Raw genomic sequence first — 25,911 nt, forward strand, 5'->3', positions numbered from 1 at the left:
GGGAGGGGGCGGAATCCTACGCTAAGGTTTCGGCCAACGATATTCTCCGGTGAGATTGATGTGTTCCCAACCGAGCGGCGAGACATGGGCCAGTAGATCGGGTGATAACGGCTTTCCGGCTCGTTTCTGGTTGGCGACGACTTCGCCGAGCTTCATGGTGTTCCAGAAGATGATGATGGCGGCGAGCAGGTTCATGCCGGCGATCCGGTAGTGCTGTCCTTCCGCCGAACGGTCGCGGATTTCGCCCCGGCGATGGAAGCTGATGGCCCGTTTCAGCGCATGATGCGCTTCACCCTTGTTGAGACCGATCTGGGCGCGGCGTTGCAGATCGGCATCCAGAATCCAATCTATCATGAACAGGGTTCGCTCGACGCGGCCGACCTCACGTAGAGCCGTGGCAAGCTCGTTCTGCCGCGGATAGGAGGCGAGTTTCCGCAATATCTGACTAGGCGCAACGGTTCCGGCTGCAATGGTGGCGGCGATGCGCAGGATGTCTGGCCGGTTTCGCTCGATCATGGCCTGATTGATCTTGCCACCGATCAATCCCCGCAAGTGCGCCGGCGCTGTCGATGGATTGAACGCATAGAGGCGCTTGGATGGCAGATCACGAATCCGTGGGGCGAAGCGGTAGCCGAGAATGGCGCACGCGGCAAAAACGTGATCGGTGAAGCCTCCCGTGTCAGCGAACTGCTCGCGGATATGACGGCCAGCATCATTCATGAGCAGGCCGTCAAGAATATATGGCGCTTCGCTTGCTGTCGCGGGGATCATCTGGGTCGCGAACGGCGCGTATTGGTCGGAGACATGGGTGTAAACTTTCAAACCCGGCGTATTGCCGTATTTCGCGTTGACCAGGTTCATGGCCTCGCCTTGCTCTGTCGCTACGAAGAATTGCCCGTCGCTCGATGCCGAGACACCCGCGCCCCAGAATTGCGCCATAGGTAACGCCGCCTGCGCCTCGACCACCATGGCCAGCGCCCGGTCGTAGGCCTCGCCCTCGACATGCCACCGCCCAATGCGGATCAATTCCCAGAAGGTGTGGGTATTGGTAGCATCTGCCATCTTCCGAAGGCCGAGATTGATCCCCTCCGCGAGAATGACGTTCATCAGTCCGATCCGATCGACGCAGGGCGCTCCCGTGCGCAAATGGGTGAAGGCTTCGCAGAAACCGGTTGCAGCTTCCACCTCAAGCAGGATGTCGGTAATCCGCGTAGACGGGACCTGCTTGTAGAGATCGAGAACCATATCCTCGGCACCAGACGGCGCGGCGGCTTCGAGCTTCTCGATATGCAAGACGCCGTTTTCGATGGACCCACCGGGAATTGTGCCCGCGCGAGCGGCGCGACCAAGCTCGCGTAACCGTATTTCGAGCCGGGCTTGCCGGTCCGCCAGCCATTCCTCCGATCGCAATGGCACAGCCAGGCGGCCGCTTTCGGCCAGCGCCTGCGCCGGCACGAGTGCATGTTTCAGATCGCCATAGCGCCGGGACCTGACCAGCCAGATATCCCCGGAGCGGAAGGCATCGCGCAGATAGAACAGGACTGCGATCTCCCAGAGGCGAGTATCGCCGACCACCTGTGTACGAAGATGACGATGCCATTTCGAACTCGGCCGCAAAAAGGCCGTATGCGCGGTATTGTTCAAGCCAGTGCGTAGGGCCGTAACCGCTTCCAGAAGCGGCTGTGCGTCCGGCGCGGCCCGGAGATCGAGCAGGCGCAACATGCGAGGAGCATAGCGGCGGAAACGGTGATAGCCGTCCAGCACATGGTTGAGGGGATCGTCCGCCATAGTGGCGGTCAGCCTGGCTGCCATAGTGACAAGGGTTTTGAAGCCGTCCCAGCCTGATCCGCTTGCGATAACGTCGTCCAGCGGCTGTCCGTCATCTTGTGCATCGACCAGGGCTCCGCCGATTTCAGCGAAAGATTTCAGGGTGTCGCGCACCGCGTTTGCTTCGTCGGCGATCTTCGCCTGGCAAATCCGTTCCGATGCCCGGTAAAGCCTGCCGACGATCCGGTCATGGGTTTCGACCACGGCGTCGGCAAGCATTGCCTGCCATTCCGACGCGCAGACGGCCAGAATTGCAAGCCGCCTGTCCTCCGGAAGATCGCGCATGCCGTCAGCATAATATCGTTCGCCTTGCCGACGCAGACGTGTCACGCGATGGGCAGGAACACCGACCAGCAAATCTTCGGGGAGAACGACGCGTTGCAGGTGTTCTATCCGGTCGAGCAGCCGGTTGGCAGACGATGAGTTCGAGCCTGGCTCGAATTGCCGCAACCAGACGAACCGAGTTACCCGGTCGTCAATGGTATCTTCGAGCAGCGCTAACAACGGCTTCCTGGTTTCTTGCGACAAGTGACTGGCAATTCTTGTCTCAATCTGTCGTTCAGCATCGACCAAAGCCATGGCGCAAAGCCGCTCGATCGTCGATGTCGCGGGAAGAACTGTGCGCGTGCGACGGCATTCGGTCACAAAGCGAATGGCAATATCCTCGTTCGATACAGCGATCTCGGCTTCGCGGAACAACCATTCCTTCAGATCACGCGCACCACGTCCGGAGAAGGTGCGGAATCCATAGAGCGCCCGCAGTTCGGAAAGATGCTCGTGCCGCGTCTCCTCACGGGTAGCATATTCGGCAAGATCGTCGGCATGGAGGCCGAGCTGCGCTCCGATAAAATCAATCACCTCTGCCGGTATCAGTTCACCTGGAGCCAACACCCGGCCTGGATAGCGGAGGACGCACAGTTGCAGGGCGAAGCCGAATCTGTTGTGAGCGCGCCGGCGTTGCCTGATGTGGCCGAGATCTTCATCGCTAAGAGTATAATGCTTCAGCAAATCCGCTTGCGAGGTCGGCAGGCGCAACAGCGCATCCCTTTGCCGATCGGCGAGAGTGACGCGACGCGGCGTTTATGTTCCTTTTTCAAAATTTGATCATGTTTAAGATGCTTTGTTTATGAAGCTGGTTGAGATACAATTCTAGCCAACAAAACATTCGCGTCCGACACACCGCCTCAAACCAACGTTTAAGATACATGCTGATAGGATATGCCCGCGTCTCTAAAGCCGATGGCTCGCAGTCCCTCGACCTGCAACACGACGATCTACGGGCCGCCGGCGTCGACCAGGACAACATCTATGAGGATCGCGCGTCCGGTAGTCGGGATGATCGGCCGGGTCTGGCCGCCTGTCTCAAATCCCTTCGTGCCGACGATATACTCGTGGTTTGGAAGCTCGATCGCCTTGGGCGGTCGCTTGCCCATCTCGTCAACACCGTGAAAGATTTGTCAGAACGCAAGATTGGCCTGCGTGTGCTGACCGGAAAGGGCACTCAGATCGACACCACGACTGCATCCGGCCGCATGGTGTTCGGTATTTTCGCCACCCTGGCCGAGTTCGAACGGGACCTGATCCGCGAGCGCACCATGGCGGGGCTGGCCGCCGCGAGAGCACGAGGCAGGAAAGGCGGTCGTAAGTTTGCCCTCACCAAAGCGCAAGTGCGTCTCGCGCAGGCCGCTATGGCGCAACGCGACACACCCGTTTCGGATCTGTGCAAGGAGCTCGGCATCGAGCGCGTCACCCTCTACCGGTATGTCGGCCCCAAGGGCGAACTCAGAGATTACGGAAAGCGAGTCCTCGGCTTGGCTTTAGGGCCTTGAGCAGCACCAGAACAGACCCCCTACATAATTTCTGATCCGCCGAGGCCCGGCCGCGCTTTACCGTTGCGGGCGGCCCAGCTTTTCAGACGCAGCCCGTTGAGCTTGATGAAGCCTTCAGCATCGTGATGGTCGTATGCACCAGAGCCCTCTTCGAAGGTAACGAGATCCATCGAATAGAGCGAGCTGGACGAAGTGCGGGCTACCACGTTTGCTGAGCCCTTGTAGAGCCTGAGCGTAACCTCGCCGCTGACATAGGTTTGGCTCTGATCGATCAAGGCCTGCAGCATCTCCCGCTCCGGGGAAAACCAGAAGCCGTTATAGATCAGCGCGGCGTAGCGTGGCATGAGCTCGTCCTTCAGATGAGCCGCAGCACGATCGAGTGTGATTGATTCAATCCCTCGATGAGCGGCGAGCAAGATCGTGCCGCCGGGCGTCTCATAGACCCCACGGGATTTCATCCCGACGAACCGGTTCTCTACCAGGTCGACCCTTCCAATCCCATGATTGCCGCCCAGCCTGTTGAGTTCTGTCAGTAGTGCAGCAGGCGTTAGGGCGATGCCATTAACGGAAACTGCATCGCCTTTCTCAAAGCCTATAACAACAGTCTCCGGCTCGTTCGGCGCATCCAGAGGGTCAACCGTTCGCTGATAGACATAGGCAGGTGCGATCTCCGACGGGTCCTCCAGTATCTTTCCTTCCGTCGAGGTGTGCAGGAGGTTCGCATCAATCGAGAAAGGAGCTTCCCCGCGCTTGTCCTTCGGAATAGCGACCTGATGCCTTTCGGCATACTCGATCAACTGCGTGCGCGATTGAATATCCCACTCGCGCCAGGGAGCGATAATTTTGATCGACGGATCGAGCGCATTTGTTGCCAGTTCGAAGCGCACCTGATCATTGCCCTTGCCGGTGGCGCCATGGGCGATGGCGTCGGCGCCAACCTCCTTGGCTATGTTGACGAGATGCTTGGCGATCAGCGGTCGCGCAATAGACGAACCAAGCAGATATTGCCCTTCATAGAGCGTATTGGCCCGAAACATCGGAAAGACGAAATCGCGAACGAATTCCTCACGAACATCGACAATACGGATGTCTTTGACGCCAAGACTCTCGGCCTTTTCGCGCACTGGTTCCAGCTCCTCGCCCTGGCCCAGATCCGCCGTGAAGGTGACCACCTCGCAACGATACGTGTCCTGAAGCCACTTGAGAATGATGGAGGTGTCCAGACCTCCCGAGTAGGACAGCACGATCTTCTCGATCTTTTTCATCATCACCTTCGCCTTCATATTGAATATGAAAACGATAGGCCAATCTACGCGCAATGAGATTGCAAAGAGATCAAGGATACGAGATAGTTTGGCATATTATGCCATAAATTATTGGTGCGGAGCCATATTGTGTCATTCAATTTAGACGAAATTGATCGGCGGATCCTGAAGGTACTTCAACGTGATGGACGCATTTCCAATATCGACCTGGCGAAAGAGGTGGGGCTGTCTCCTTCGCCGTGTCTGCGCCGCGTTCGGCTTTTGGAAGAGGCGGGTATCATTGATCGCTATGTGGCCGTTCTTGATCCGACCAAGGTGGGTGCGGGTCTGACGGTGTTTGCCCGCGTCTGGTTCAAAACGCAGGATGCACAGGTCACTCTCCAATTTGCAGAAGCTGTCAGACGCCTTCCGGAAGTCATGGAATGCTACCTGACCACAGGAGAATGCGACGCCATCCTGCGCATCGTCACCGCCGACCTCCACAGCTATTGGCGTTTTCAAGCGGACCACCTAACCCGTATCGCGAGCGTGCTGAACGTCAAAACAGATGTTCCAATGGAAACTCTCAAGCGAAGTTTCGAATTACCATTGGCATTGTAATCTTCCACCATGCCTCAGCGTAGGATTTCGCCCCCTCCCGCAAACGCCCCCTGCTCGCGCGCGACCTGTTCGTCCGGCTTGCTCCGAACGAGCAGTTCGTTCCGCAATTCCGCCTTCCCGATCAGGAGAATGGCAAGGTGGAGGCTGTGCTGGAGACGTTTCATAGGTCAGGGCAGTCCTCCGGTCCTCCCGGCGCCATGCTAAGCCAGGGCAATTTGAACACCTCGGCTCTCACCCTGTTCCTTGCGCTTAACCTGTCGGTGCCGTCGCAGCTGCCATGGTTGGTGCTCGACGACCCCGTGCAGTCGATGGATGACGTTCACATCGCTCAGTTTGCCGCTCTGTTGCGAACGTTCTCGAAGGGTCTCGGCAAGCAAGTCGTGATCGCGGTGCACGAGCGTGCGCTGTTCGAATATCTGACGCTTGAACTGAGCCCAGCCTTTGCTGGCGACAGTTTGATTACCGTGGAGATCAGTCGCAATTTCGCCGGCGACGCCGTTGCGGATCCTCACTTCTATGCGTTTGAGGGCGATAAGGCTGTCGCTGCCTGAGATAACTCGCCTATCTGCGCAGGTCTCCGTGGCAGCGGGTTAACGGGTCACGCCACGCTTCTTTCAAAAAGCGCCGAATTCTGAATGAGCCCGCTGTCACCTGCCACCTTGAAAGGCGCGTGATCCGTGTGGTGAACCACGGCGGCAAGAGGTTGTTGGTCGGCCAAGTCACCGTTGCGGCAAGTCACCAGCTCTGTATGGCTGAAATTTAAAGGTGCGCGTCACACCGATTGGAAATGGGCGGCGGCCAGAGGCCCACCGTGCCCCAGTTCCAGCCGTCGCCACTACTTGGGCTTGTAGCAGACATTGATTGTCGCGGTGCAACCCTCGCCATTGCCGCCTGGGCCACAATAGGCACCGATTTCAAGGAACTCTCGGACAACCTCGCCAGTTGCCGGATCAACTTCGGCAATCGTATGGGGAAGGCCCCTACGTCCGTTTATGTCAACACCAAGTGCGTAGTGGTAGTTCCCAGTCGCTTCCAACCAAACCCCACGAATGTTGTGCCGGCCGTCCCAGCGAGTTTTAGCCCATCGACCACTATCGTCCGATCCTGTCAGTCGGCCAATCGCATTGGTCTGAGCATACGACCGATCGCGGTTGCGAGGAAGTGCTATGCGGAGCAGTTCGAAGCCGCTGCCTTGCCCAGTATTTCTTTTGACGCTTTCTGTCCCGACTGGAGCGAAGCCTGTTGGGCAGTTCTGTGCAAACGATGGTTCAATGGCAGCGACTAGGCTGAGTAAGCCCGAAAATCCCGCAAGCGTTAAGTTGCGTAGCGCGTTGGCCTTCATGGTGTTCCCACTCCGTTGCGTGTCGAGACAATAAATGATCAACGCTTGGACTATCCCATGGAGTGCATTTTGCTGTCGTACCCCAATTGGAGGAGGTGATCGACTTGCAAAGCCTTTCGGGCAGCAGGAGAGCGCGTATGGAGGGTTATAGCGGCCCTCATCGCGCCGACGGTGGGTGGGTCAAACCCGCGCAGAGTCAACCGGCTGAGGTCTCCGCAGCGCAAAAGCCCAGAGGCGATGCTCCGACCTTTTGTTACTAAGATAGTAATACGACACTGTCCATCCACCGGCTAGGATGGGTGAAAGCCATCGCTTGGTTGCAAGCGGCTTTAAAGCCTCGGCCATCTCGCGCAACCTTGATGAGTTTTGCACGAAGCAGAAATTGCAACCAAGAGTTATAATTGCTTAACCGTCGGGGTGGATGCTGCGGTATCCTGCGCCTCTATCGCGATCTTCCCCGCGAGTGCGCCGAGGCCGTCGCAGCGCGTGCCGTCGAGATCGGCTGCCTGACCTGCAAGACCATAACCGCGCTCATCGCTATCCACAAGCCCAACAGGCATTCCACCGAACCCGCCGCCGTCGTGGAACACGCAAACCTGCGCGGTCCCGGCTACTTTCATTGAGGACCAAGACAATGCTGACCAATCCCACCATCGACATGCTGCGCGAGCTCGGCCTCTCTGGCATGGCAAGCGCCTTTCACGAGCTCGAGGCCTAACCGGAAGTGAGGAGCCTCGAGCATGGCGAATGGCTCGCTCTTCTTCTGGAGCGTGAGGCGACCACGCGCCGCAAGAAGCGCTTCGAGGCGAGAGCCCGTGTCGCCAGGTTGCGCCATGACGCTCAGGTCGAGAACATCGACTTCCGCGCCCGATCGCGGCCTTGACCGCAATCTCATCCTGAAGCTCGCCGGCTGCGACTGGATCAGGCAACATCATAGTCTCCTGCTGACCGAGGGAGCTGGCTGGCCCGTCGGTGTGTATCTTCTTGAGGACGCAACGGAGAAGCGGAAACGGGGCCCGAGACATCCCAGAACTTCTTCAATTTGACGCCGCGGCAGGTCTTCATTCTCTCAAAGCTCTGCGAGGGCCTGTCCCTGCGTGAGATTGCCATTGCGTCCGAGTTTTCCTATGAGACCGCGCGCACGCATTTGCAGGCGATTTTCGCCAAGACAAAAACGGGCCGCCAATCCGAGCTCGTCGCACTTGCTCACAAGGTGACGCTTGCAAAATGACCTGTGTGTCCGATGAATACTTGCTTCGGCGCGTTCGGAGCTATTGCCCGGATACTGACTATGGATGTTGTACCTGTGCAGCTCTTCCATCATGATCACAGCCATCGTCGGCCGCTGGATGGTCGTATCCCTGTGAAATTGTCCGTTGTCGCGCTCCAGATTGGCGTCAACCAATCGGATGGCTATTCGTCTCGATCACCAACTGCATGAGGACCGCCATCAGGTGAGCTTGGTTGTTAACCTCGACCTTGGAAAAGATTCTCCTGAGGTGGGACCTTGCGGTTTCGTAGCTTATTTTCATTGTCCCCGCGAGATCGCGCAATGTGTCGCCGCGAGCCAAGCGCTCTGCCACTGCCGCTTCCGTTCGGGTCAGCCCGAAGAGACTTTGCAAGACCAGAGTTGATGATGTCCGCCGCTGATGTGGATCAACGAGGATTACATAGGCTTGACTGGAGGAAAGGACATCCCGAGAAATTCCTCGAGCAGGCGAAACGAACGCGAACAGGGGGCCTTGATCGGCCCGCTTGATCAGGATGGGAGCACTGAAACTCTCCCGTGGGCTGGTACAAGCAATCTGGATGGCCAGATCCAATCTCTTTGTCGAAGTCCTGTCCAGACAAACGAGCCGCCTATCTCGAATGCGTAGTTCGTCGTCGAAGAGCCGTTCGGCAGCAATATTGGTGCGCGTTACGTCACCATGACGATTAAGCAGGACCACGGCCTTGCCGCTTACAGCAAATGCCTCCATTGCAGCATCCGCTCGCGAAAAGTCCAATGCATTTGCAAGTGCTGCGCAGGAAGAAAAGCTGCGGGAGAGTCGCCGAAGGTGGGTGCATTGGACGTGATCGAAGGGGTCTCCTGCCTCCGCCTGTTGCAGCGAGAGGACCCATTCTTCCTCGAACCCGGCGATGTAGACCCCCGCAAACCACTTCAAGCGGAAGGCGGCGAGCCATTCTTGATAGTAGGGGCTTCTTTTGATCTCGTCTTCGGATGCACAATCAAAATCCGTAACGAGCCCCGTCTTTCGTAGCGTCGCCAAACCATTAAAGCGAACATCTCGTTTGTGCCACCCGTCCCTAAAGTAGTAATCAACCGCTTCGGAAAAATTCGCGCTCGTTGGCAGCTGAGATAAAGCCCCCTTCAGGGGAATGAGCGTTGCTCCCGCGAGGCCAGCGCTTTCGCAAATGGCATCGAGCGAACTCTGCCAACTTTTGTAACCTATCGCAGCGTCCGAAAAAGATTGTGCAATAAGATCAACGTCCCACTCGCGTTGCATTCCCTACCCGTTGCCTGTAATAGTCGACAGTCCCCACCTGCAATCTATACATATTTTCTCTAAATCTCAAGCAAATCTGACACTCTCCGGGTAGAACCAGACACAAACTTGCGCCCGCATCGCAGATCAAACTTCGATCTGCACCAATAATATTCTGCAATAAGTATATTCAGAGTAATTTTTGCTTTAGACCCGGGGCCTGAAGTGCGTCCTCTGAAAAATTTCGGAGGCCTTCGATATGGTCGTTGCGCCGCATGTCTAGTTCGCCAAGCGGACTGGGCTGACGAATATGTCCAGGGGCGGGGCTGGAATCGAGCTCACCCAATTGGAGGACGATTGTCCTTCTAGCACTGCGTACTAAAGACGACGCGCTTACCGTTGAATAGCAAGACAGATGACACAAAATCCAAAGGTAAACGCTGAATACATCGCTGCTTATATGGGGCCAGAACAAGAGCAGGCCGAAATCGTACGCAGCCCTTATCAACCAAAGACAGCCACGGCAGATTTGATGGTGATGCATCCGCTATGACTACGGCGCATTTGGCGGCCGGTAGCAGCACGGAACACTTGTATTAATTGCAGTGCAGGAGGTACTCGTTACCAAAGGATCTTCTTGCTTTCCTTGCCGCTTCGGCTTTTCCGCACTGCTTGGCCGGAAACAACGCGCTGGGACCATCTGAAGCCGATTTCATGGAAATACAGGTCGGCAAGTTCCGGGCTGATGTGATGAAAGACGCCTGCAATGGTTCGCCGGACCCGTGCATTGAACGCCTCGGCTGAATTGACGTGGACGGCATCCCGGACATATTCGCGGCTGGAGTGGTTGACCGTCTCGTGTGCGGCAAAGCTTTCGCCTATGGCAACGAATGCCTTTGCTTCGTCACTCATCAAATGCGCTCGAAGTTCAACTTCTGTTGCAACTGCTCGAACGGCAGCACGCAACGAAAGGCCGGTGACGACAGCCGCACGGGCATCGCCGGCACTTGAACCCGGGGTGATGTCTGTCGGTCGCTGCACGATCGCCATGACCGGCGTCTTTTCCGTCTTTACCTGTCCCTTGCGGCCTCTTCCGGGCGGTGGATCATCGGGATGCTTTCTCGGTCTGCCACCGAGATAGAAATGGTCGACTTCCACCGTGCCGTCGAGCATGTGCTCGCGCGCCACCATAAGGCGCAACGCATGACCGATCCGCCAGGCCGTCGGTTGGCTAACGCCAAGGGTCTCGGCGAGACGGACCGAGGATAAGCCTTTATCCGACTGCAGCAACAGCCACAGCGCCTTGAGCCAGGTGCGCAACGGAAGCTTCGTGGCGTGCAGGGGCGTATGTGTTGTCACGGTGAACTGGAAGCGGCAATCCCCGCTGGAGCATTGGTAAAGACCCGGCCGCGCGCGGCGCTTGCCCATGTCGCGGCCAGCTATCGCGGTCGAACGCTTGTAACCACAGGCGGGGCAGACCCTGCCAGTCGGCCATACCATGCTTTCCAGCAAGCGACGGCAACGCTCCTCGTCCCGGAACGCGGCGACCATGTCTTCAACCGTCCGAATATTGGAAAGCATCGCCAGCATCATTTCAGACATAATTATATCCTTCGGGACTGACCGAAGAATCGCATGAAAGATACTGTTTTACAAGGCATTTTCTGTCTTTAGTTGATAAGAGCCGCGTACGATTTCGGACTGCTCTTGTTCTGACCTCAATCTGCTTTGGACTATCAATGGCGTACTGTTCTACGTCCTGCTTTTCGCAACAGATCAATGGCAGCCCATCATACCGCTAACTTGGGAGGTGTTTCCTGCAGCGCTATCGACGGGCATACAATACGCATCTCTCAACTTTCCGGTCGACGAAGGGTGGACGCGCTACAATGGCCTTCAGCAGCTCACCTACTTCATCACCGTCTTCGTTGCGGCACCGGTTTCGATTATCACCGGCTTCATGCAGGGGCCGGCTATTTCGAACCGCCTTGGCTGGTTCGGCCGCGTACTCGACAGGCAGAAGGCGCGCTCCATCCACTTCATCTCGTTTCTGTGGTTCGTGTTCTTCATCGTCGCGCATGGCGTTATGGTGTTCGTGACCGGCCTTCGGCAGAACACCAATCACATGTTCGCCGGGGTTCATGACGAAAGCTGGTCAGGATTTCCGTTCTTTCTCCTAGCCATGGCTATCATCGTTGCCGCTTGGCTGTGGGTTTCGCCCTTCACCTTGCGTAATGCCCGCCTGGTTCAAAAAACGGGGCAATTCACGGTTGGCTGGATCAAAGGTCTGATCGAATGGTTCGATCCCCGCTCCCAGATGACCGAAAAAGACATCTCGCCCTATCTCTGGCCCAACGGCACGATGCCCAACTCACCGGAGTTCGACAGCCTTATCGCTGGTAACTTTGAGAGCTACCGCCTCATAATTGGTGGCCTCGTCGAACATCCACGGGAATTCTCGCTCGCGGACCTCAAAGCTTTACGGCGCCAGGAACAGATCACCACACATTTCTGTATTCAAGGATGGTCCGGTGTCGCCAAATGGGCCGGCGTACCGATGCGAGATATCATGAATATCGTCAAGCCGGCCCCCGAAGCCCGATATGCAGTTTTCTATTCCATCGCCGAGGGCGGAGATCGAGGCCGTTACTACGACGTCCACAAGATCAGCAACATGCGCCACGAATTGACGATCCTGGCCTGTGAGATGAACGGCGAGGCATTGACAGTGTTGCACGGTGCACCTCTGCGGCTGCGTTGCGAGAATGAGCTGGGCTTTAAGATGGTCAAATGGATTTCAGCCGTCGAATTTGTAGACGACTTCAAGCATCTCGGTGCTGGCCAACGTGGCTACAATGAGGATCATGAGTTCTACGGCTACAGAATGCCGATCTAAGCGGGGGGCAATGCGAATTATTAGTCCGGATCCAACAAGGTCAGCTTGGCTGGCGGTCCATCATATTTGATGTTGTAACCGGCCGCGGAGATCACTTGGATCAGTTTCCGGGCGTCGTAGAGTGTTTCCGGGGCGACGGTGTCTGCCTCATCTCTCATCACGCTAGGATCACTCCATTCGATAAAAGACAACTGTGCCGTTGCTGGCTCCAATTTAGCTCTTGATGGGAGCCGAACCGGCGCCCCGCTATAAGATAACACGGTCCTGCGTAAGCGCATATCTTCGAGCAATATGTGCTTTCATGCCCATCCAATTCGTATCGGCATTGCGTCAAACAGCACCCGCAAGGAGATCGCCGCTGACATCGGCGGTATCGATGCTTGGCAGGCCGGCCGCCCCCTGCCGGATCTGCGTCGGCGTGCGGCCGAACATCCGTTTGCAGCAGCGGCCAAAATGCGCCGCGTTCTCGAAGCCGACTTCGAGCGCGATATCAATCAGCGGTCTTTTCGTGCGGGCCAGAAGGCTCTTCGCCCTTTCCAGCCTCACGCGATTGTAGGCTTTTGCCGGAGAAATGCCGGCGTCATCCAGGAAAACGCGTTCCAATTGGCGCCGAGACAACCCCACCATAGCGGCCAGCTTTTCAATTGAGACGGCAATTTCGAGGTTTTGCTCCATGGCGATAAGTGTTGCCCTGACACGGGAATCCTCGAACTCGTGATAAAGCGGACGCCGTGGTTGAATATCGAGCGGCGAGCGCGCCCTTTCGATCTGCAGAACCTCCAATGCATTCCGTTCGGCGTCCAGTCCGATATGGCGGCGGATGAGGTAGACGGCCAGGTCAGCGGAACTGCTGCCGCCGGCGCAGGAGCCGCGGTTGCGGTCGAGATTGAAAATGCGGTCCGAGCGCACTTCGATATCCGGAAAGCGCTCGCGAAACGCCTGATGATGCAGCCAACTCACACAGACCGGATGGCATTTCATCAACCCGGCTGCCGCCAGGATGAACGTGCCGGTGCAGACACCGATTAGCGGCACTTTCCGCGCATCCGCCCGACAAAGGAAATCCATCGTTTCGGCATCGACGGGCTCTTCGATGGTCAGCAGACCACCGACAACGACAATATAGTCAAATTGGCGCGGATCGACGAAATCGGAGGTGGGGGCGACCTGGATTCCGCAACTCGAAACGATAAGATGGCGCGTACTTCCCAACACCTGCCAATCGGCGAGAACACGTCCCGACCGATCCAGCTGATCGCTGCCCAAACGCAGCGCGTCCACGAAAAGCGCGAATGCTGAGAGCGTGAACGATCGCGCCAGCACAAAGCCGATCCTCAGCCGTTTCGCTTTTGCGCCTTGCATCGGCTCTTTCAGTGCGGTCATCTCGATCGAACGTCCTTTCCACCCTAGGATGGTGTTGTCCTCCTCCTTCGTTCGGAGGGATTCTGCCGGCTCAACGCACCGATTCCTGCCCGGTCGCCTCATCTTTCGACCGGGACATCCGATCGCCGTACATAGCAGCAGGCTGTTTAGTCCGGGTTCTGGCAACCGGCCTGTTCACGAACCGACATTGGCAAGAACCGCGCCGCAGCCGACCCGATAGGTGTTCGCAGGATGTGGCAGAGCGCGCCCTGTGATAGTTAGGTTCTGGCTTCCTCGAAAGCGCGCCACGCGATCTCGAAGGCCTCGATATCGAAGCCCGGTTGCCGGGCGGGCTGAAGGATCAGATTCTCTGCCTTGCGCATCGTCTCGATAGCCGTCGCAAGATGCTCGATGACGTCAGGCGGAATGACCACGGCTCCGTGCCGATCGGCATGCACAAGATCGCCATCCTCCACGCGCAAGCCGAAGACCTCGACCGCGCCGCCAACCTGGGTGACGTGAACGAAAGCGTGGCTCGGCCCGATAGAGCCCGCGATCACCTGAAACCCTTCTGCAAGGTCGCCAAGATCGCGCATCACGCCGTTTGTGAGGGTACCCTCAAGGCCAAAACCCTTGTGAACGGTCGTATTTACCTCGCCCCAGAACGCGCCAACGCAAGCTGGAAAATCGACGTCCTCCACAACGGCAATTCGCGGAGAGCCGCCGGAAGCCATATGGCGATAGTAATCCATGCGGCGCGCGCGCACCACTTCAGGAGGCTCCTTTGCCGCGATCGCCGCTGCAATCCTGGCAGTTCGCGCGTATCCGCATATCGCTCCGAGGTCGGGCACGGCTGCCAGCACCGTCCCCTTCGTGAAGCCTGAAAATCCCCGCTTGCCCTGCACCACCTCGATGGCGTTACAGACCGTCGGCGTGTCAACCGAGCGCATCAGCTCCCAGAACGTTGAGTCCATCATTCTCCTCCGGTCACGTCGTTCAAAAACTGTTCAAGCGCCGCGTTCACATCTGTCGGCTGCTCAAGCGTGGAAAGATGCCCGCAGGCGGCGATTTCGACATAGCGACCATGCTTCGCCCTTGCGGCCATCTCCTTATGGAGAGCCGGCACACATACCTTGTCCTCGGCTCCGGAAAGAGCAAGAATTGGGCCTTCGAAGGCGCCAACAACGTCCGCATAGGCCGACCGCAGCAGCAATGCTTCGCTCTGTCGGACGAACGCGTCCGGCCCGAGATCCCGCGCCATGGCAAGGATCACCGGGTCCAACTTTCCTGTCTCTCGCGCCGGCTGCCCCAGGTAATGCGGCATGATCTCGTCGGCAAACATTTCCATCATCCGTCCTGCTCTGGCCGACGCCATCTGTGCCTCTCGTATCGGTCGTCTCGCCGGCGCATCGGGTGCGCTGGTCGTATTCAATAGCGCGAGGCTTTTGACACGTTCCGGCGCTTGCCGGGCAAGTTCCATGGCAGCGATCCCGCCCATGGACAGCCCGACGACATGCGCCGATCGTCCGGCCATCGAAGCTACAACGATCTTGGCCAACTCCTCGATCGTGCCCGCCGTCGTGAGATCGGCGACGCGCACGTCGAAGCTGTCCGAAAAATGCTCGACCTGTGGCGCGAATAGACGGTCGTCGCACATCATACCGGGCAGCAGGATCAGCAGCGGTTGCATCAAAGCCTCGTCGGCCCAGCCAGGTCATCGGTGTTGTAGACACGGAACAGTGCACATTCCCCCGTCATGGATGGAACGAGAGAATGCTCAAGCTCCGGTGGCACTGCGCATGTGTCGCCAGGCGCCAAAACTGCCTCGCCGCCATGCCAGGAAACCTTCCAGTGTCCCTTGTGAACCATGAGGACCTCGTGGCGTTCGGATTGGTAGGTTTCCGCAGAGATCGAGCCCCGGCTCAGGAACTCTACCTCGAATCCGGTGCGGTCTCGAATAAGCGCATCTTCCCAGGTCCCCAGAACACGAGCTGGAGCGTGTTTGGATAGCGAGATCATGTCGAGGTAGCGGCCTACATAACGCGGCACGACATCTGACACGGGCGTTTCCGGATATTCCTTCAACTGTTCTTCAGTCAGAAGCGGCATCGGACCGACACCCTCGGGCAGCGATTGGCCCTTCTTACTGTCGTACAGCTTTCCTGTTTCCGCCAGGACGAGACCGTGGTCCCGTGCGTCTTCGATGACCTGAGGCGCCCATATCACTCCGCCGCCGGCGTCGTCGCCGCCGAGGATCGCCATGATCATCCCGTAGTCCGTGCCGATGTTTTCGAAGCCACGGAAGATACCGGTCGGAATGTCGAAGATGTCACCCTCTTCGAGTACCACCTCGCCCGCCGTTCCGTGGCGACCCCAGAAAAAACGCCATTTTCCCTTGTGCACATAGAAGACTTCCGCCGTGCGGTGCGAATGCAGGGAGTTCCTGCAGCGTGGCGGCTGACCCGCGGCTCCGATGTTGAAACCGGGGGTCTCCTTGATGTGTACGTGCTGATCGGCGCTTTCCGAAACGCCGCCGCCGATGATAGTGAAGTTTTCCTTCTGGTTCGAGCCCGGCGTGTGCGCATCGATGAACGCGGTTTTGCACGGCTTCAGATCGCCATAGCGGACGATCCGCTTTTCCATTTCTTCCGGTGTCATTTGTTTCATCCTGTCTTCAAAAGAATCTGTTTCCAGATCGCGGTCTCGTCGAAGAGCACGTATTCGCGACGCAGCCCCCAGGGGCCGAACTCCGCGTGGCTGATGCCCATGACGTGGATCTCCGCGCCGGTCGGCGTCCCGAAACAGCCCCAGCCCTCATGCTTTCCGGTCAGCGACCAGCGCAGTGCGGCGCGCGGTGAAAACTCGGGATCATCGCGTCCGATGCGGTGGTGGATCTCGAAGCGAGCGTTCGGCAGAGCGGCCCGCAGGCTCATCCAGAACTGGTCGGCATCGCCGATGCCGTGGCCGGTGACACCGCCCGGAAGCTCAAGCTGGACGGCGCGGTCATATTCCTCGGAGATCGCGGCCATGTCTGCCGACATGATGCGCGTCAAGATATCCTCGTAGCGCAGCCCGACTGGATGATCGTTGCCACGCCCCTTGTAGCGCCCTTCGACGTCGACTTCTGGCGTGAACGGACGCACGCAACTCTCCGGCCCACCCTCGCGCGCGATGAGATCGGCAGCAAAGGTCTTTGGATCCCAACCCATCTGACGGACGATCGCGCCCTGGTCGCGCACCAGCCATTCATCGTAGATCTGGTTGTCCTTCGTCGCGCAGTCGGCGAGAATTCGATAGGTCAGCTTTTTGCCGGTCGGTTCGCCGTAGATGCCCGGCCGGGAATGGGTGGCGGTTGATAGGAGGCGATGCGACGACAGAAAGCCATCGTCTTCGTTTCCCGACCAGATGACGTCCTCGCCCAGCAAAGTCCGATCGGGAAATTCTGCGAGGGTCGCCATCGTCGCCGAGATGACGTTCCTGTTTCCGAGCACGACGGAAGCCGGTGATCGAACGGCCATATCATCGGCATAGTAGCGGTGAAGGGTCGATATGCGCCGATCTTCCCATATCTCCTTGGTGATCCCGATGATGTAGTCGGGAAGGTTCTTGAACTTCGGATCGAAGCCTTTCATTGCCATCGTCGTCCTCACTCGGCGGTCCAGCCGCCATCCACTAGAATTGATGTGCCCGTGATCATCGCAGCCGCATCGCTGGCGAGAAACACGACCGCCCCCATGATGTCCTCGACCTCGGCCAAGCGGCCGAGTTTGATCCTGGCGTCGACCCAGGCCCTGCGTTCAGGGTCCGAGAGCGTCTTCTCCGACAACGCCGTCCGCACGAACGTCGGGCAAATCGTGTTGATGCGGATGCCGTCACGCCCGAGTTCGATGGCCGCTGACTTCGTCATTCCTTCGGTAGCGTGCTTCGTCGCTGCATAGACAGATCGCTCCGGGCCACCGACATGCCCCATCTGCGAAGAGATGGTAATGATCGAACCCTTTCTTGCGTGTTGGCGCATGTTGCGAGCCGCGGCCTGAGCCACAAAGAACGTAGCTCGGATGTTCACGCCGGCGACAGCGTCAAAATCCTCGGGCTCGACGTCCGTGAACAGCGTATGCCTTGCGGCGCCCGCGCTGTTGACAAAGATGTCGAGGGGACCATGACCTTCGATCGCATGACGCGTCCACGATATGTCGCAGACATCGCCGGCGATTGCGCTCGCCGTGCCGCCGCTCGCTCTCAGATCATGGACAAGCGCTTCGAGCGCAGGACGGTCGCGCGACATGCAGACGACTTCCGCACCCGCTTGCGCCAGGGCTGCCGCGCTGGCGAGCCCAATGCCACGCGAAGCGCCACAGACAAGCGCACGCTTTCCGTCAAGCCTGAACGACGGGGTGAGTGGCAGGTTCATCACAGAGCCGCCTCTCCATAAGGAATATTTCTTCCCCCGTAGCGGCGAACCCGAAGATTGGCCTGTTCGGCGTGGCCGACAAACCCTTCAAGCATGCAAAGGCGAGAGCAATATTCGCCGACAAGAGCGGAGGCTTCGTCCGACAACACCTTCTGATAGCTATGAGTCTTCAGGAATTTGCCAACCCAGAGTCCGCCCGTGTAGCGCCCTGCCTTTCTGGTTGGCAACGTGTGGTTGGTGCCAATGACCTTGTCGCCATAAGCGACGTTGGTTCTGGGTCCGAGGAAGAGAGCCCCGTAGCTGGTCATATTTTCGAGAAACCAGTCATCGCGGTCCGTCATGACTTGGACGTGTTCGGAAGCGATCAGGTTCGCCTGCTCCAGCATCTCGTCATAGCTTTCGCAGACGATCACCTCGCCATAGTCCTCCCAGGATCGCTGAGCGGTCGGACCGGTCGGCAGGATCTTCAGCAAGCGCTCGATCTCCGCCATCGTGGCGCGCGCAAGCGCTTCGGATGTGGTGAGCAGAACAGCCGGCGAATTGACGCCGTGCTCCGCCTGGCCAAGCAGATCGGTCGCGCATATCTCCGCGTCGACGGTTTCGTCGGCGATAACCATGGTTTCGGTCGGCCCAGCGAAGAGGTCGATGCCGACCCGTCCGAAAAGTTGTCGTTTGGCTTCCGCCACATAGGCATTGCCCGGCCCGACAAGCATATCGACCGGCCGAATTGTCTCGGTGCCTAATGCCATCGCGCCGACAGCCTGGATGCCACCGAGGCACAGGATTTCATCTGCCCCGCCGAGATGCATCGCCGCGACGATGGCTGGGTGCGGTGCACCGCCCTGCGGTGGTGCGGACGCCACGATCCTCGGCACCCCTGCGACCTTGGCGGTGACGACGCTCATATGTGCCGAGGCCACCATGGGATATTTTCCGCCGGGCACGTAGCAGCCGACGGATTGTACCGGGATATTGCGATGGCCAAGCACCACGCCCGGTATCGTTTCCACTTCGATATCGCGGAGCGCGGCTTTCTGGTGCGTGGCAAAGCCGCGGACCTGATCCTGCGCGAAGCGGATATCCGAAAGATCCCTGGCGGAGACCTTGGACAGCGCCTCCTCGATCTGCCGTTCGTCGAGTCTGAACCCTTCGGGCGAATATCGGTCGAACTCCTGCGAGAGCTTCCTGACGGTTGCGTCGCCGCCGGCATCGATCTCGGCCAGAATGCGCTCGACGGTTGCCCTGACTGCCGCATCGTCCTCCGCACGGGCCTGTTCGCTCTTGGCGATCTTAAGGTATTTCGGCATGAAACCTCCCTTCACGCGCAGCCCGACCTCGGTCGCGCCACGCATGTCAATTTTCCATCTCGTTTGGTCGGACTGCCTGTTAGGCCGCCTTGTTATCCGGGCGCGGTGGTACCTTGCGGCCGGCGTCATACTCTTCCCAGCCGTGACCATTGAACGGATCGACGCCCAGCTGCATCATGACATGCGGGAAATCGACCATGACCCAGTTGTCGACGATCTTGCCGTCGACAACCTTCCAAAAGTCCATGTAGCGGATTTCGACGCGCTTGCCGGTCGGCGCGATGCCCATGAACTCGCCGGAATGGGTCGCTTCCTGCCGGCCGAACGCCGCCATCCACTCACCCTCGGCAAGCCGTGCCTCGTCGACGCAGACCTTGTCGGAAAAGGCCGCCTGGAAGGGGCGCTGCCAGTTGTCCTGGAATTCCTTCAGGCCATTCTTCGTGCCACAGCCGGCGTTGCCCATCCAACGGAAATTGCTGGCGAAGAACGTCCCGATGCCGTCGATGACATGATCGTTCAGGCCGTCCACCATGCCTTCGACGACGGCGCGGGTCGCCTCCGTCTTCGAACGGTCGTTGTTCTTGGTCAGGCTACCCTGTTCCGGTCTTGAACCCTTCATTGCAATTCTCCTTTTTAACCTTTGACCGCCCCTTGCGTGAGGCCGGATACGATTTGACGCTGGAAGACCATAACCAGAACGAACAGCGGCGCGGTAATCGATACCGCTGCTGCCACGGCCTGGACCTGGTCGGTGGTGGTTGTTTCTCTGTTGAAGAAGGACGCGATTGCCGGAACCATCGTCTGAGACTGGGAGTCCAGCAGCAACGAGGTGACCAGGAAGTCGTTGTAGGCGAGCAGGAAGGCAAACAGCCCCGTGGTCACCACACCGGGCCACATGACAGGCATGATTACCCGCCAGAAGGCTTCGAAATAGGTGCAGCCATCCACGCGGGCCGCCTCGTCCAGTTCGCGCGGGATGTTAACGAAGAACGAACGCAGCATCCAGATGGTGAAGGGCTGATTGATGCTCACCAGGACCATGATGACCGCGAGCGGCTGCCCATAGAGTGTGGGCGGTGCATCGGAAAACAGCCGGAAGAACCAACCCGACCAGGGACTCGCCCACAACGGCATCAGCAATTGCCGCGAGTCGATGAAGGTCGGCAGATAACCCGTCACGAGAACCGATTGCGGAAGAGCGCGGAAGATGAGCGCAATGATCAGCAGCCAGAAGCCGAGATTGCTTTCGGTACGGGCCAGCGCATAGCCGGCAAGGGTCCCGACCGTCAACGATATGACGACCACGCCCGTTGTCACGATCAGCGAGTTGATGAACTGGTGATAGAAGGCGTGCCCAATCCAGACGGCGCGATAGTGTTCCATCGTCAGGCCGAAAAGCGGTCGACCAAGCCATGAAGTAAACGACAGCGCCGAGGCCGCAATGTCGAGCCGATCCACCGCCCATGGAAGGACCAGGAAGAAGGCCACAAAGAGAGCACCCAGCATGACCAGCGCCGTGCCCAGCCAGCCGACGAACGCGCTGCCCATCAGGCTCAGCGATGTCACCATCGATCTCGCCAGTTTTCCGGCCAGTCGGTAGGCGGCGAAGATCGCCGCGAGATAAAGGACGAGGAAGATCGGCGAAAGGCCGCCGCGTTGCTCGATCGTCGCGTCTCCGACGATCACCTGCAGGGGATCCGATGCGAAGGCATCGACCGGCAGCTTGACCGACATGATCGCGATCCACAGAAGCGGGAAAACGGCGATCAGCGTCCAGGCGGCCAGGAATATCCCCGTGGCGAGCTTGAGGCCGGCACCCGGCCGGAGGGCTTGTGGGACGGACATGGTTCAGCGCGCCTTTCTATGGTCGCGCCACGTCCGGCGCAGGAGGGGAAGAAGCATGACCAGGATGCCAACCATGGTCAGCATCGATGAGGCAGCCGCGCGAGACACAGAGCGATTGCCGCTGTTGTCGGGAATGAGAAAGTCGTAGGTCAGCCACTGCAGGGAGATGCGGTATCCCTGGCTGGAGAAGCCGACGATTTCATCGAAGACCCGGTAAGCGTCCATCAAGTGGATCAGCGCCACGAACACGATCAACGGCATCAGATGCGGAATGATGACGTAGCGTAGACGCTCGACGCGCGAGGCGCCATCGACGATCGCCGATTCGAGCGTATCGCGATCAACCGTCTGGAGACCGGCATAGAAGATTATGAAGGCGAAAGGTGCTGAACTCCAGACCCTGTAGAACAGCATCAGAATCTCGATCGTCCAACCATGTGCAAACATCGCGATATGGACGCCGGTCAGCTTGTCGATCAATGATGTCATGATCCCGTCGCCGACAAACAGCCAGCGGATCGACAGCGCGCCGATCACCGGCGTGATGATGAACGGCAGCAACGACGAGAATATCAGCGGACCGCGCAGAGATTTCAGCGTGTTTTCGAGCGCGATGGCCAGTGCAAGCCCGATCCCGATGACTAGCGGCAGGGTGACCAACGTGAAGGTCAGCGTGAAGCGGAGAGCGCGATAGAAGTCGATATTCAGGATCGCCGCCAGACCGCCGCCGCCCTGCTTGAATGCATCGACGACCGCCGTCGGCGATAGAATGGTCCGATAGATATCGAAGCCCACGAAATGCGACTCCTCGACGGGACGTCCCTGTTCGTCGAGAACCGGCAGATTCTTGATGTCGTCTGTACAAACCTGGCCGGCAAAGCCAGGCGTGCACGTCTGGGTCTTCACCTGATGAAAGACCTGCTGGCGCAGCTCGAAGCTCTGCAGGAGGACGACGACCAGTGGGACGGCGATGAAGATCGTCATCAGCGCGACCGAGGGTGCCACGAAGGCAAGAAACGTCCTGGATCTCATATCGCAAACTCTTCCGGTGAGAAAAGGCAAGCGGGCGGCATGCCGCCCGCAGTCGGCTCTACTTCAGCAGACCCTTCTCGGTCGCTCCGGTCTTGTATTCCGCCTCGACGTCGGCGAGCGCCTGTTCGGCCGTCTTCTTTCCCGTCAGGAAGTCGCCAATATGATTACCGAGCGCCGTATGAAGAATCCCGAGCGCGGTCGTTGCCGGATAGGGAGGGGCGCCGGCCGCGGCCGTCTCGAAGGCACCCTTGCTGATCGGCGTCGGCGTATAGCCCTTGACCAGCCAGACCGAGGCGTCGTTGTGCGCCTTCACCATCTCCGGCTTCATCCCCTCCATGCCGAGCCTGAAGGCTGCGTCCGCATCAGCGTCCGAAATATGGCTGGCGATCGTCATGCCGTCCCACCAGAGCGTCGCCGCCGGCTTTCCGCCCGGATAGGCGGCAGGAGCCGCCGCGACGCCGATCTTGCCGACGACCTTGGACTCGGTCGGATTTTCGAGAACGCCTGCCCGCGACGCCCAGAAATTTGCCATCGCGATCTTGCCCTGCTCGAACTGCTGCTGGACATAGGTCGAGTCGGAGACCAGGAATTCCGGGTCCATGTACTGCGACAGCGCCTTCAACATATCGAGCGTCTTGACGCCCTTGTCGTTATCGATCGTCGCCATGTTCTTGTCGTCGAAGAACTGGCCGCCGAAGCCGAGATACATGTTGACGAATTCCTCGCCAAGATCGTAGCCGGTCTTGAAGGTGCCGCCGAGCGGATAGTCGACGACCTTGGCATCCTTGATCTTCTTTGCCGCCGCCAGCACCTCGTCATAGGTCTTCGGGACGGGGATGTTCAGTTGCTCGAGGATGTCCTTGCGGAAGACGAGATGTTGCGTGTTGACCATCATCGCGATCGCGACGATCTTACCATCCACCTTGATCAGCTGGTTGGGATTGAGGTTCTGGCCGTATTTGGCGACGAGGCTGTCGAGCGGACGGATCAGTCCTTCCTGCAGCACGGGCACCAGGGTTTCGTTGGCGACACCACCGATCTGATAGAGAGCAGGCGTTGCCTCGAAGGCTGCCATCTGCTTCTGGGCAAAATTCTGGTCGAGCTCGGCCTGAAAATTTCCGCATTCCGCCATCGTCGAGGCGACCGCTTTCCAGGCGTCGAAGCCAGCGGCCAGCAACTTGATCGGCGTATCGTTCTTGTAGCTGCATTCGGCATGGGCTGAGACGCTGGCAAGCAACGATATACCGGCAGCGAGAATAAGTTTTCTGATCATTTCGTTGTTCCCTGTTTTTGTTTTTTGGAGGCAGATAAGGCTGTCACCGACGCTTCGTGGCGGAGGCCGGTATCCGGATCGAAGAGATGGCAGATGCGCGGCGGCACGGAGAAGTCGACCGCGCTGCCGATCTCGGCGCGAAAGTCCTTGTTGGCGCGGACGGCCACCAGCGCCTCGCCGCACCGCACGCTCACCATCGTCATGTCGCCCAGAAGCTCGACGCTGTAGATCGGGGCCTGAATGCCGCCGGCTTCGCCCCCGACTGTGGCGTCCTCGGCGCGGAACCCGAGGATCACCGGCCCGGACAGATCGCTCCTCAGTCCGCCAATTCGCGTGTTCGGCGCCGTAAAGACGCCCTCCGACAGGGTGCCGGCAATCAGGTTCATCGCTGGCGAACCGATGAAGCTTGCGACAAACGTGTTCGCCGGACAGTCATAGATCTCGGTCGGCGTACCGACCTGCTGAATTTCGCCTTTGTTCATGACGACGACGCGATCGGCCAGCGTCATCGCCTCGATCTGGTCGTGCGTGACGTAGATTGTTGTCACCTTCAGCTCGTGGTGCAAGTTTTTCAGCTGTGCCCGCGTCGAGACGCGCAGCTTGGCATCCAGGTTGGAGAGAGGCTCGTCCATGAGAAAGACCTGCGGCTCACGGACAATCGCCCTTGCCAACGCTACCCGCTGTCTTTGGCCACCGGAGAGCTCGCTCGGCCGGCGGTCGAGCAGCGCGCCCAGCTCCACCATCGCCGCCGCGCGCCGGATGCGCTCGTCATGGAGTGGCTTAGCCACCTTCCTGACCTTCAAGGGAAAACGGATGTTTTCGTAGACGGTAAGATTGGGATAAAGCCCGTAGTTTTGAAATACCATGGCGACATCGCGATCACGTGGTTCCAGGCCATTGACCATCCGATCGCCGATCCAGATTTCGCCCGAGGTCGGGTCTTCCAGTCCGGCGATCATACGCATCGTCGTGGTTTTGCCGCAACCGGACGGACCAAGGAGCACGAGGAACTCACGGTCGGTGATTTCCAGATCGACGGAAGCGACGCCCGTGAACTTTCCCCAGCTCTTGAGGAGCCGCTTGAGTGTGACTGAAGCCATGTCGCTGTTCCGCTTTTTTGAGGTCGCCAGCCTGTTGATCGGCTGTTCTATGCAAATAAGTTGACATAATGTGAATACGTATTCAATACGTTTCAAGGATTTTTTTTGATCGACAGCAAGGAGGATCATCGGTGTCGAGCGAGAACCTGGCAAATAAGAAACTGGTCCATGAGGCTATGAGACGCCTAGCCGAGGCATCGCCGCAGACGATCGACGGGGCGCTTGCAGACATCTACGCTCCGGACGCGCTGTGGCGCGGCTCGCATCCGCTGAACGAGGTGCGGGGACCGGATGCCATAGCTGCGACCGTCTGGCGACCAATGATGGAATCGTTTCCCGACATCGAAAGACGCGATACGATCTTGATGGGCGGCACGTATCAGGGCAACGCGCTGGTAGGCGCCGTCGGCCATCTTTGCGGCACCTTCCGCCGCGACTGGCTGACGATCCCCGCCACGGGACGGCCGGTCTATCTTCGATACGGTGAATTCCACCAGGTGGTCGACGGACGGATCACCTGCAGCACGGTTCTCTTCGACATTCTGGACGTTATGCGTCAAGCTGGCTTCTGGCCGCTCCCGCCAAGCCTTGGAACCGAGGAGCAATGGCCGTGTCCGATCTCCGCAGACGGCATCCTGTTGTGTGAGCAGGACGCGGCCGAATCGGCAAGAGCGCTCGAATTGACCCTGGCCATGCAGGTTTCGCTGGGCAAATACGACGACACCCAGGCAAAGGGGCGCGACGGGCTGCTCGTCATGCCGCAAAAGGAATTCTGGCATCCGAAAATGATGTGGTACGGACCGGCCGGCATCGGGACCACTCGCGGGCTGCAGGGCTTCGTCGACTACCACCAGCTTCCCTTCCGCGACGCCTTCCCGAACCGGCGCGGCGGCAACCACTACGTTCGGATCGGAGACGGCAAATATTCGGCGACCGGCGGTTGGCCGAGCGTCTACGCCCGGCATGCCGGCGGGAATTTCCTGGGGACATCGCCGACCGGACGAGACGTCCAGATGCGCGTCATGGATTTCTACCTGGCCGACGAGGGACTAATCAGAGAGAACTGGGTGCCGCTGGACATTATCCACCTTCTTCTCCAGATGGATGTGGATGTCTTTGCGCGCATGCAGAGCTTTTTTCGCCGCGGACAGCTCTAGGCCGAAGACAACGGCCGCGGGGTGACACACAATCCGCGGCAACGCCCGTTCGCACTAAGAAATATCTCTTACATTTTTGAGCCACACTGAAAGGACTTGAATATTTCACGAATTTATGAATTCTGTTGCAATCGTATTCATAGATTGTTATGGCCTATTCAAAATCATCCGGGATATGG

At 58.6% G+C, this 25,911-nt stretch carries 23 protein-coding genes and 2 pseudogenes; 9 read left to right on the plus strand and 16 right to left on the minus strand.

The features are described 5' to 3' along the window. Positions 1-21: 21 nt before the first annotated feature. Complete coding sequence (locus ACJJVH_RS30665; protein ID WP_412066950.1) at positions 22-2,865, minus strand: Tn3 family transposase; 2,844 nt, start codon at positions 2,863-2,865, stop codon at positions 22-24. Between the two features lie 167 nt (positions 2,866-3,032). Between ACJJVH_RS30665 and ACJJVH_RS30670 the strand changes: the two genes are divergently transcribed. After that, positions 3,033-3,656 (plus strand): recombinase family protein, encoded by a 624-nt coding sequence (locus ACJJVH_RS30670; protein WP_412066308.1) that lies wholly within the window; start codon positions 3,033-3,035, stop codon positions 3,654-3,656. Between the two features lie 20 nt (positions 3,657-3,676). Here the strand turns inward: ACJJVH_RS30670 and ACJJVH_RS30675 are convergent, their stop codons facing one another. Then, positions 3,677-4,921, minus strand: coding sequence for an argininosuccinate synthase (locus ACJJVH_RS30675; protein WP_412066951.1), 1,245 nt, complete (start codon positions 4,919-4,921; stop codon positions 3,677-3,679). A 129-nt stretch (positions 4,922-5,050) separates the two neighbouring features. Here ACJJVH_RS30675 and ACJJVH_RS30680 point away from each other — a divergent pair, with 129 nt between their 5' ends. From ACJJVH_RS30680 to ACJJVH_RS30700, 5 genes and pseudogenes are all read left to right on the plus strand, one after another. Continuing rightward, a complete protein-coding gene (locus ACJJVH_RS30680) occupies positions 5,051-5,521 on the plus strand; it encodes an Lrp/AsnC family transcriptional regulator (RefSeq protein ID WP_412066309.1) in 471 nt (156 codons plus the stop codon). Positions 5,522-5,658: 137 nt separating this feature from the next. Next, positions 5,659-6,072, plus strand: a complete 414-nt coding sequence (locus ACJJVH_RS30685) for a hypothetical protein (protein WP_412066310.1) — start codon at positions 5,659-5,661, stop codon at positions 6,070-6,072. 1,192 nt (positions 6,073-7,264) lie between these two features. Beyond that, positions 7,265-7,486 carry a hypothetical protein gene (locus tag ACJJVH_RS30690; RefSeq protein WP_412066311.1) on the plus strand — a complete coding sequence of 74 codons (222 nt, stop codon included), beginning with the start codon at positions 7,265-7,267 and terminating at the stop codon, positions 7,484-7,486. 11 nt (positions 7,487-7,497) lie between these two features. After that, positions 7,498-7,825, plus strand: a pseudogene (locus ACJJVH_RS30695) (ATP-binding protein); the annotation flags it as partial. 80 nt (positions 7,826-7,905) lie between these two features. Next, positions 7,906-8,094: a LuxR C-terminal-related transcriptional regulator gene (locus ACJJVH_RS30700; protein ID WP_412066312.1), complete on the plus strand. Its 189-nt coding sequence runs from the start codon at positions 7,906-7,908 to the stop codon at positions 8,092-8,094. Between the two features lie 166 nt (positions 8,095-8,260). Here the strand turns inward: ACJJVH_RS30700 and ACJJVH_RS30705 are convergent, their stop codons facing one another. Continuing rightward, the gene (locus tag ACJJVH_RS30705) at positions 8,261-9,370 is read right to left on the minus strand and encodes a helix-turn-helix transcriptional regulator (RefSeq protein ID WP_412066313.1); all 1,110 of its coding nucleotides are present in this window, start codon (positions 9,368-9,370) and stop codon (positions 8,261-8,263) included. 394 nt (positions 9,371-9,764) lie between these two features. Here ACJJVH_RS30705 and ACJJVH_RS30710 point away from each other — a divergent pair, with 394 nt between their 5' ends. Beyond that, entirely contained in the window at positions 9,765-9,902 is a 138-nt protein-coding gene (locus ACJJVH_RS30710) for a hypothetical protein (protein WP_412066971.1), read from the plus strand. Here ACJJVH_RS30710 and ACJJVH_RS30715 read toward each other — a convergent pair. Continuing rightward, positions 9,854-10,951 (minus strand): annotated as a pseudogene (locus tag ACJJVH_RS30715) (IS1595 family transposase). The gene ACJJVH_RS30710 and the pseudogene ACJJVH_RS30715 overlap by 49 nt on opposite strands. 208 nt (positions 10,952-11,159) lie before the next feature. Between ACJJVH_RS30715 and ACJJVH_RS30720 the strand changes: the two are divergent. Continuing rightward, positions 11,160-12,245: a molybdopterin-dependent oxidoreductase gene (locus tag ACJJVH_RS30720; RefSeq protein ID WP_412066314.1), complete on the plus strand. Its 1,086-nt coding sequence runs from the start codon at positions 11,160-11,162 to the stop codon at positions 12,243-12,245. A 330-nt stretch (positions 12,246-12,575) separates the two neighbouring features. On the opposite strand, the gene ACJJVH_RS30725 is transcribed toward ACJJVH_RS30720, so the two are convergent. From ACJJVH_RS30725 to ACJJVH_RS30780, 12 genes are all read right to left on the minus strand, one after another. Then, on the minus strand, positions 12,576-13,628 hold the full coding sequence (locus tag ACJJVH_RS30725; RefSeq protein WP_412066315.1) for a GlxA family transcriptional regulator: 1,053 nt from the start codon (positions 13,626-13,628) through the stop codon (positions 12,576-12,578). A gap of 257 nt (positions 13,629-13,885) precedes the next feature. After that, positions 13,886-14,581: an RraA family protein gene (locus ACJJVH_RS30730; RefSeq protein ID WP_412066952.1), complete on the minus strand. Its 696-nt coding sequence runs from the start codon at positions 14,579-14,581 to the stop codon at positions 13,886-13,888. Then, positions 14,581-15,297: an alpha/beta fold hydrolase gene (locus ACJJVH_RS30735; protein WP_412066316.1), complete on the minus strand. Its 717-nt coding sequence runs from the start codon at positions 15,295-15,297 to the stop codon at positions 14,581-14,583. The genes ACJJVH_RS30730 and ACJJVH_RS30735 overlap by 1 nt, the downstream gene beginning before the upstream one ends. Next, positions 15,297-16,265: a cupin domain-containing protein gene (locus ACJJVH_RS30740; protein ID WP_412066317.1), complete on the minus strand. Its 969-nt coding sequence runs from the start codon at positions 16,263-16,265 to the stop codon at positions 15,297-15,299. The genes ACJJVH_RS30735 and ACJJVH_RS30740 overlap by 1 nt, the downstream gene beginning before the upstream one ends. Positions 16,266-16,270: 5 nt before the next feature. After that, positions 16,271-17,239, minus strand: coding sequence for an ester cyclase (locus ACJJVH_RS30745; RefSeq protein WP_412066953.1), 969 nt, complete (start codon positions 17,237-17,239; stop codon positions 16,271-16,273). 14 nt (positions 17,240-17,253) lie between these two features. Then, the gene (locus tag ACJJVH_RS30750) at positions 17,254-18,018 is read right to left on the minus strand and encodes an SDR family NAD(P)-dependent oxidoreductase (protein WP_412066318.1); all 765 of its coding nucleotides are present in this window, start codon (positions 18,016-18,018) and stop codon (positions 17,254-17,256) included. Beyond that, on the minus strand, positions 18,018-19,325 hold the full coding sequence (gene hisD / locus ACJJVH_RS30755) for a histidinol dehydrogenase (protein WP_412066954.1): 1,308 nt from the start codon (positions 19,323-19,325) through the stop codon (positions 18,018-18,020). The genes ACJJVH_RS30750 and hisD overlap by 1 nt, the downstream gene beginning before the upstream one ends. Positions 19,326-19,404: 79 nt before the next feature. Continuing rightward, positions 19,405-19,944: an ester cyclase gene (locus ACJJVH_RS30760; RefSeq protein WP_412066319.1), complete on the minus strand. Its 540-nt coding sequence runs from the start codon at positions 19,942-19,944 to the stop codon at positions 19,405-19,407. 14 nt (positions 19,945-19,958) lie between these two features. Then, positions 19,959-21,170 carry a carbohydrate ABC transporter permease gene (locus tag ACJJVH_RS30765; protein WP_412066320.1) on the minus strand — a complete coding sequence of 404 codons (1,212 nt, stop codon included), beginning with the start codon at positions 21,168-21,170 and terminating at the stop codon, positions 19,959-19,961. Positions 21,171-21,173: 3 nt separating this feature from the next. After that, a complete protein-coding gene (locus ACJJVH_RS30770; RefSeq protein WP_412066321.1) occupies positions 21,174-22,202 on the minus strand; it encodes a carbohydrate ABC transporter permease in 1,029 nt (342 codons plus the stop codon). Positions 22,203-22,260: 58 nt separating this feature from the next. Further along, positions 22,261-23,475, minus strand: coding sequence for an ABC transporter substrate-binding protein (locus ACJJVH_RS30775; protein WP_412066322.1), 1,215 nt, complete (start codon positions 23,473-23,475; stop codon positions 22,261-22,263). Beyond that, positions 23,472-24,575, minus strand: a complete 1,104-nt coding sequence (locus tag ACJJVH_RS30780) for an ABC transporter ATP-binding protein (protein ID WP_412066955.1) — start codon at positions 24,573-24,575, stop codon at positions 23,472-23,474. The genes ACJJVH_RS30775 and ACJJVH_RS30780 overlap by 4 nt, the downstream gene beginning before the upstream one ends. A 176-nt stretch (positions 24,576-24,751) precedes the next feature. Here ACJJVH_RS30780 and ACJJVH_RS30785 point away from each other — a divergent pair, with 176 nt between their 5' ends. After that, positions 24,752-25,732, plus strand: a complete 981-nt coding sequence (locus ACJJVH_RS30785) for an ester cyclase (RefSeq protein ID WP_412066323.1) — start codon at positions 24,752-24,754, stop codon at positions 25,730-25,732. Positions 25,733-25,911: the final 179 nt, after the last annotated feature.

The sequence above is a fragment of the Rhizobium sp. SYY.PMSO genome (genome assembly GCF_046840415.1).
Lineage (GTDB): Bacteria > Pseudomonadota > Alphaproteobacteria > Rhizobiales > Rhizobiaceae > Rhizobium.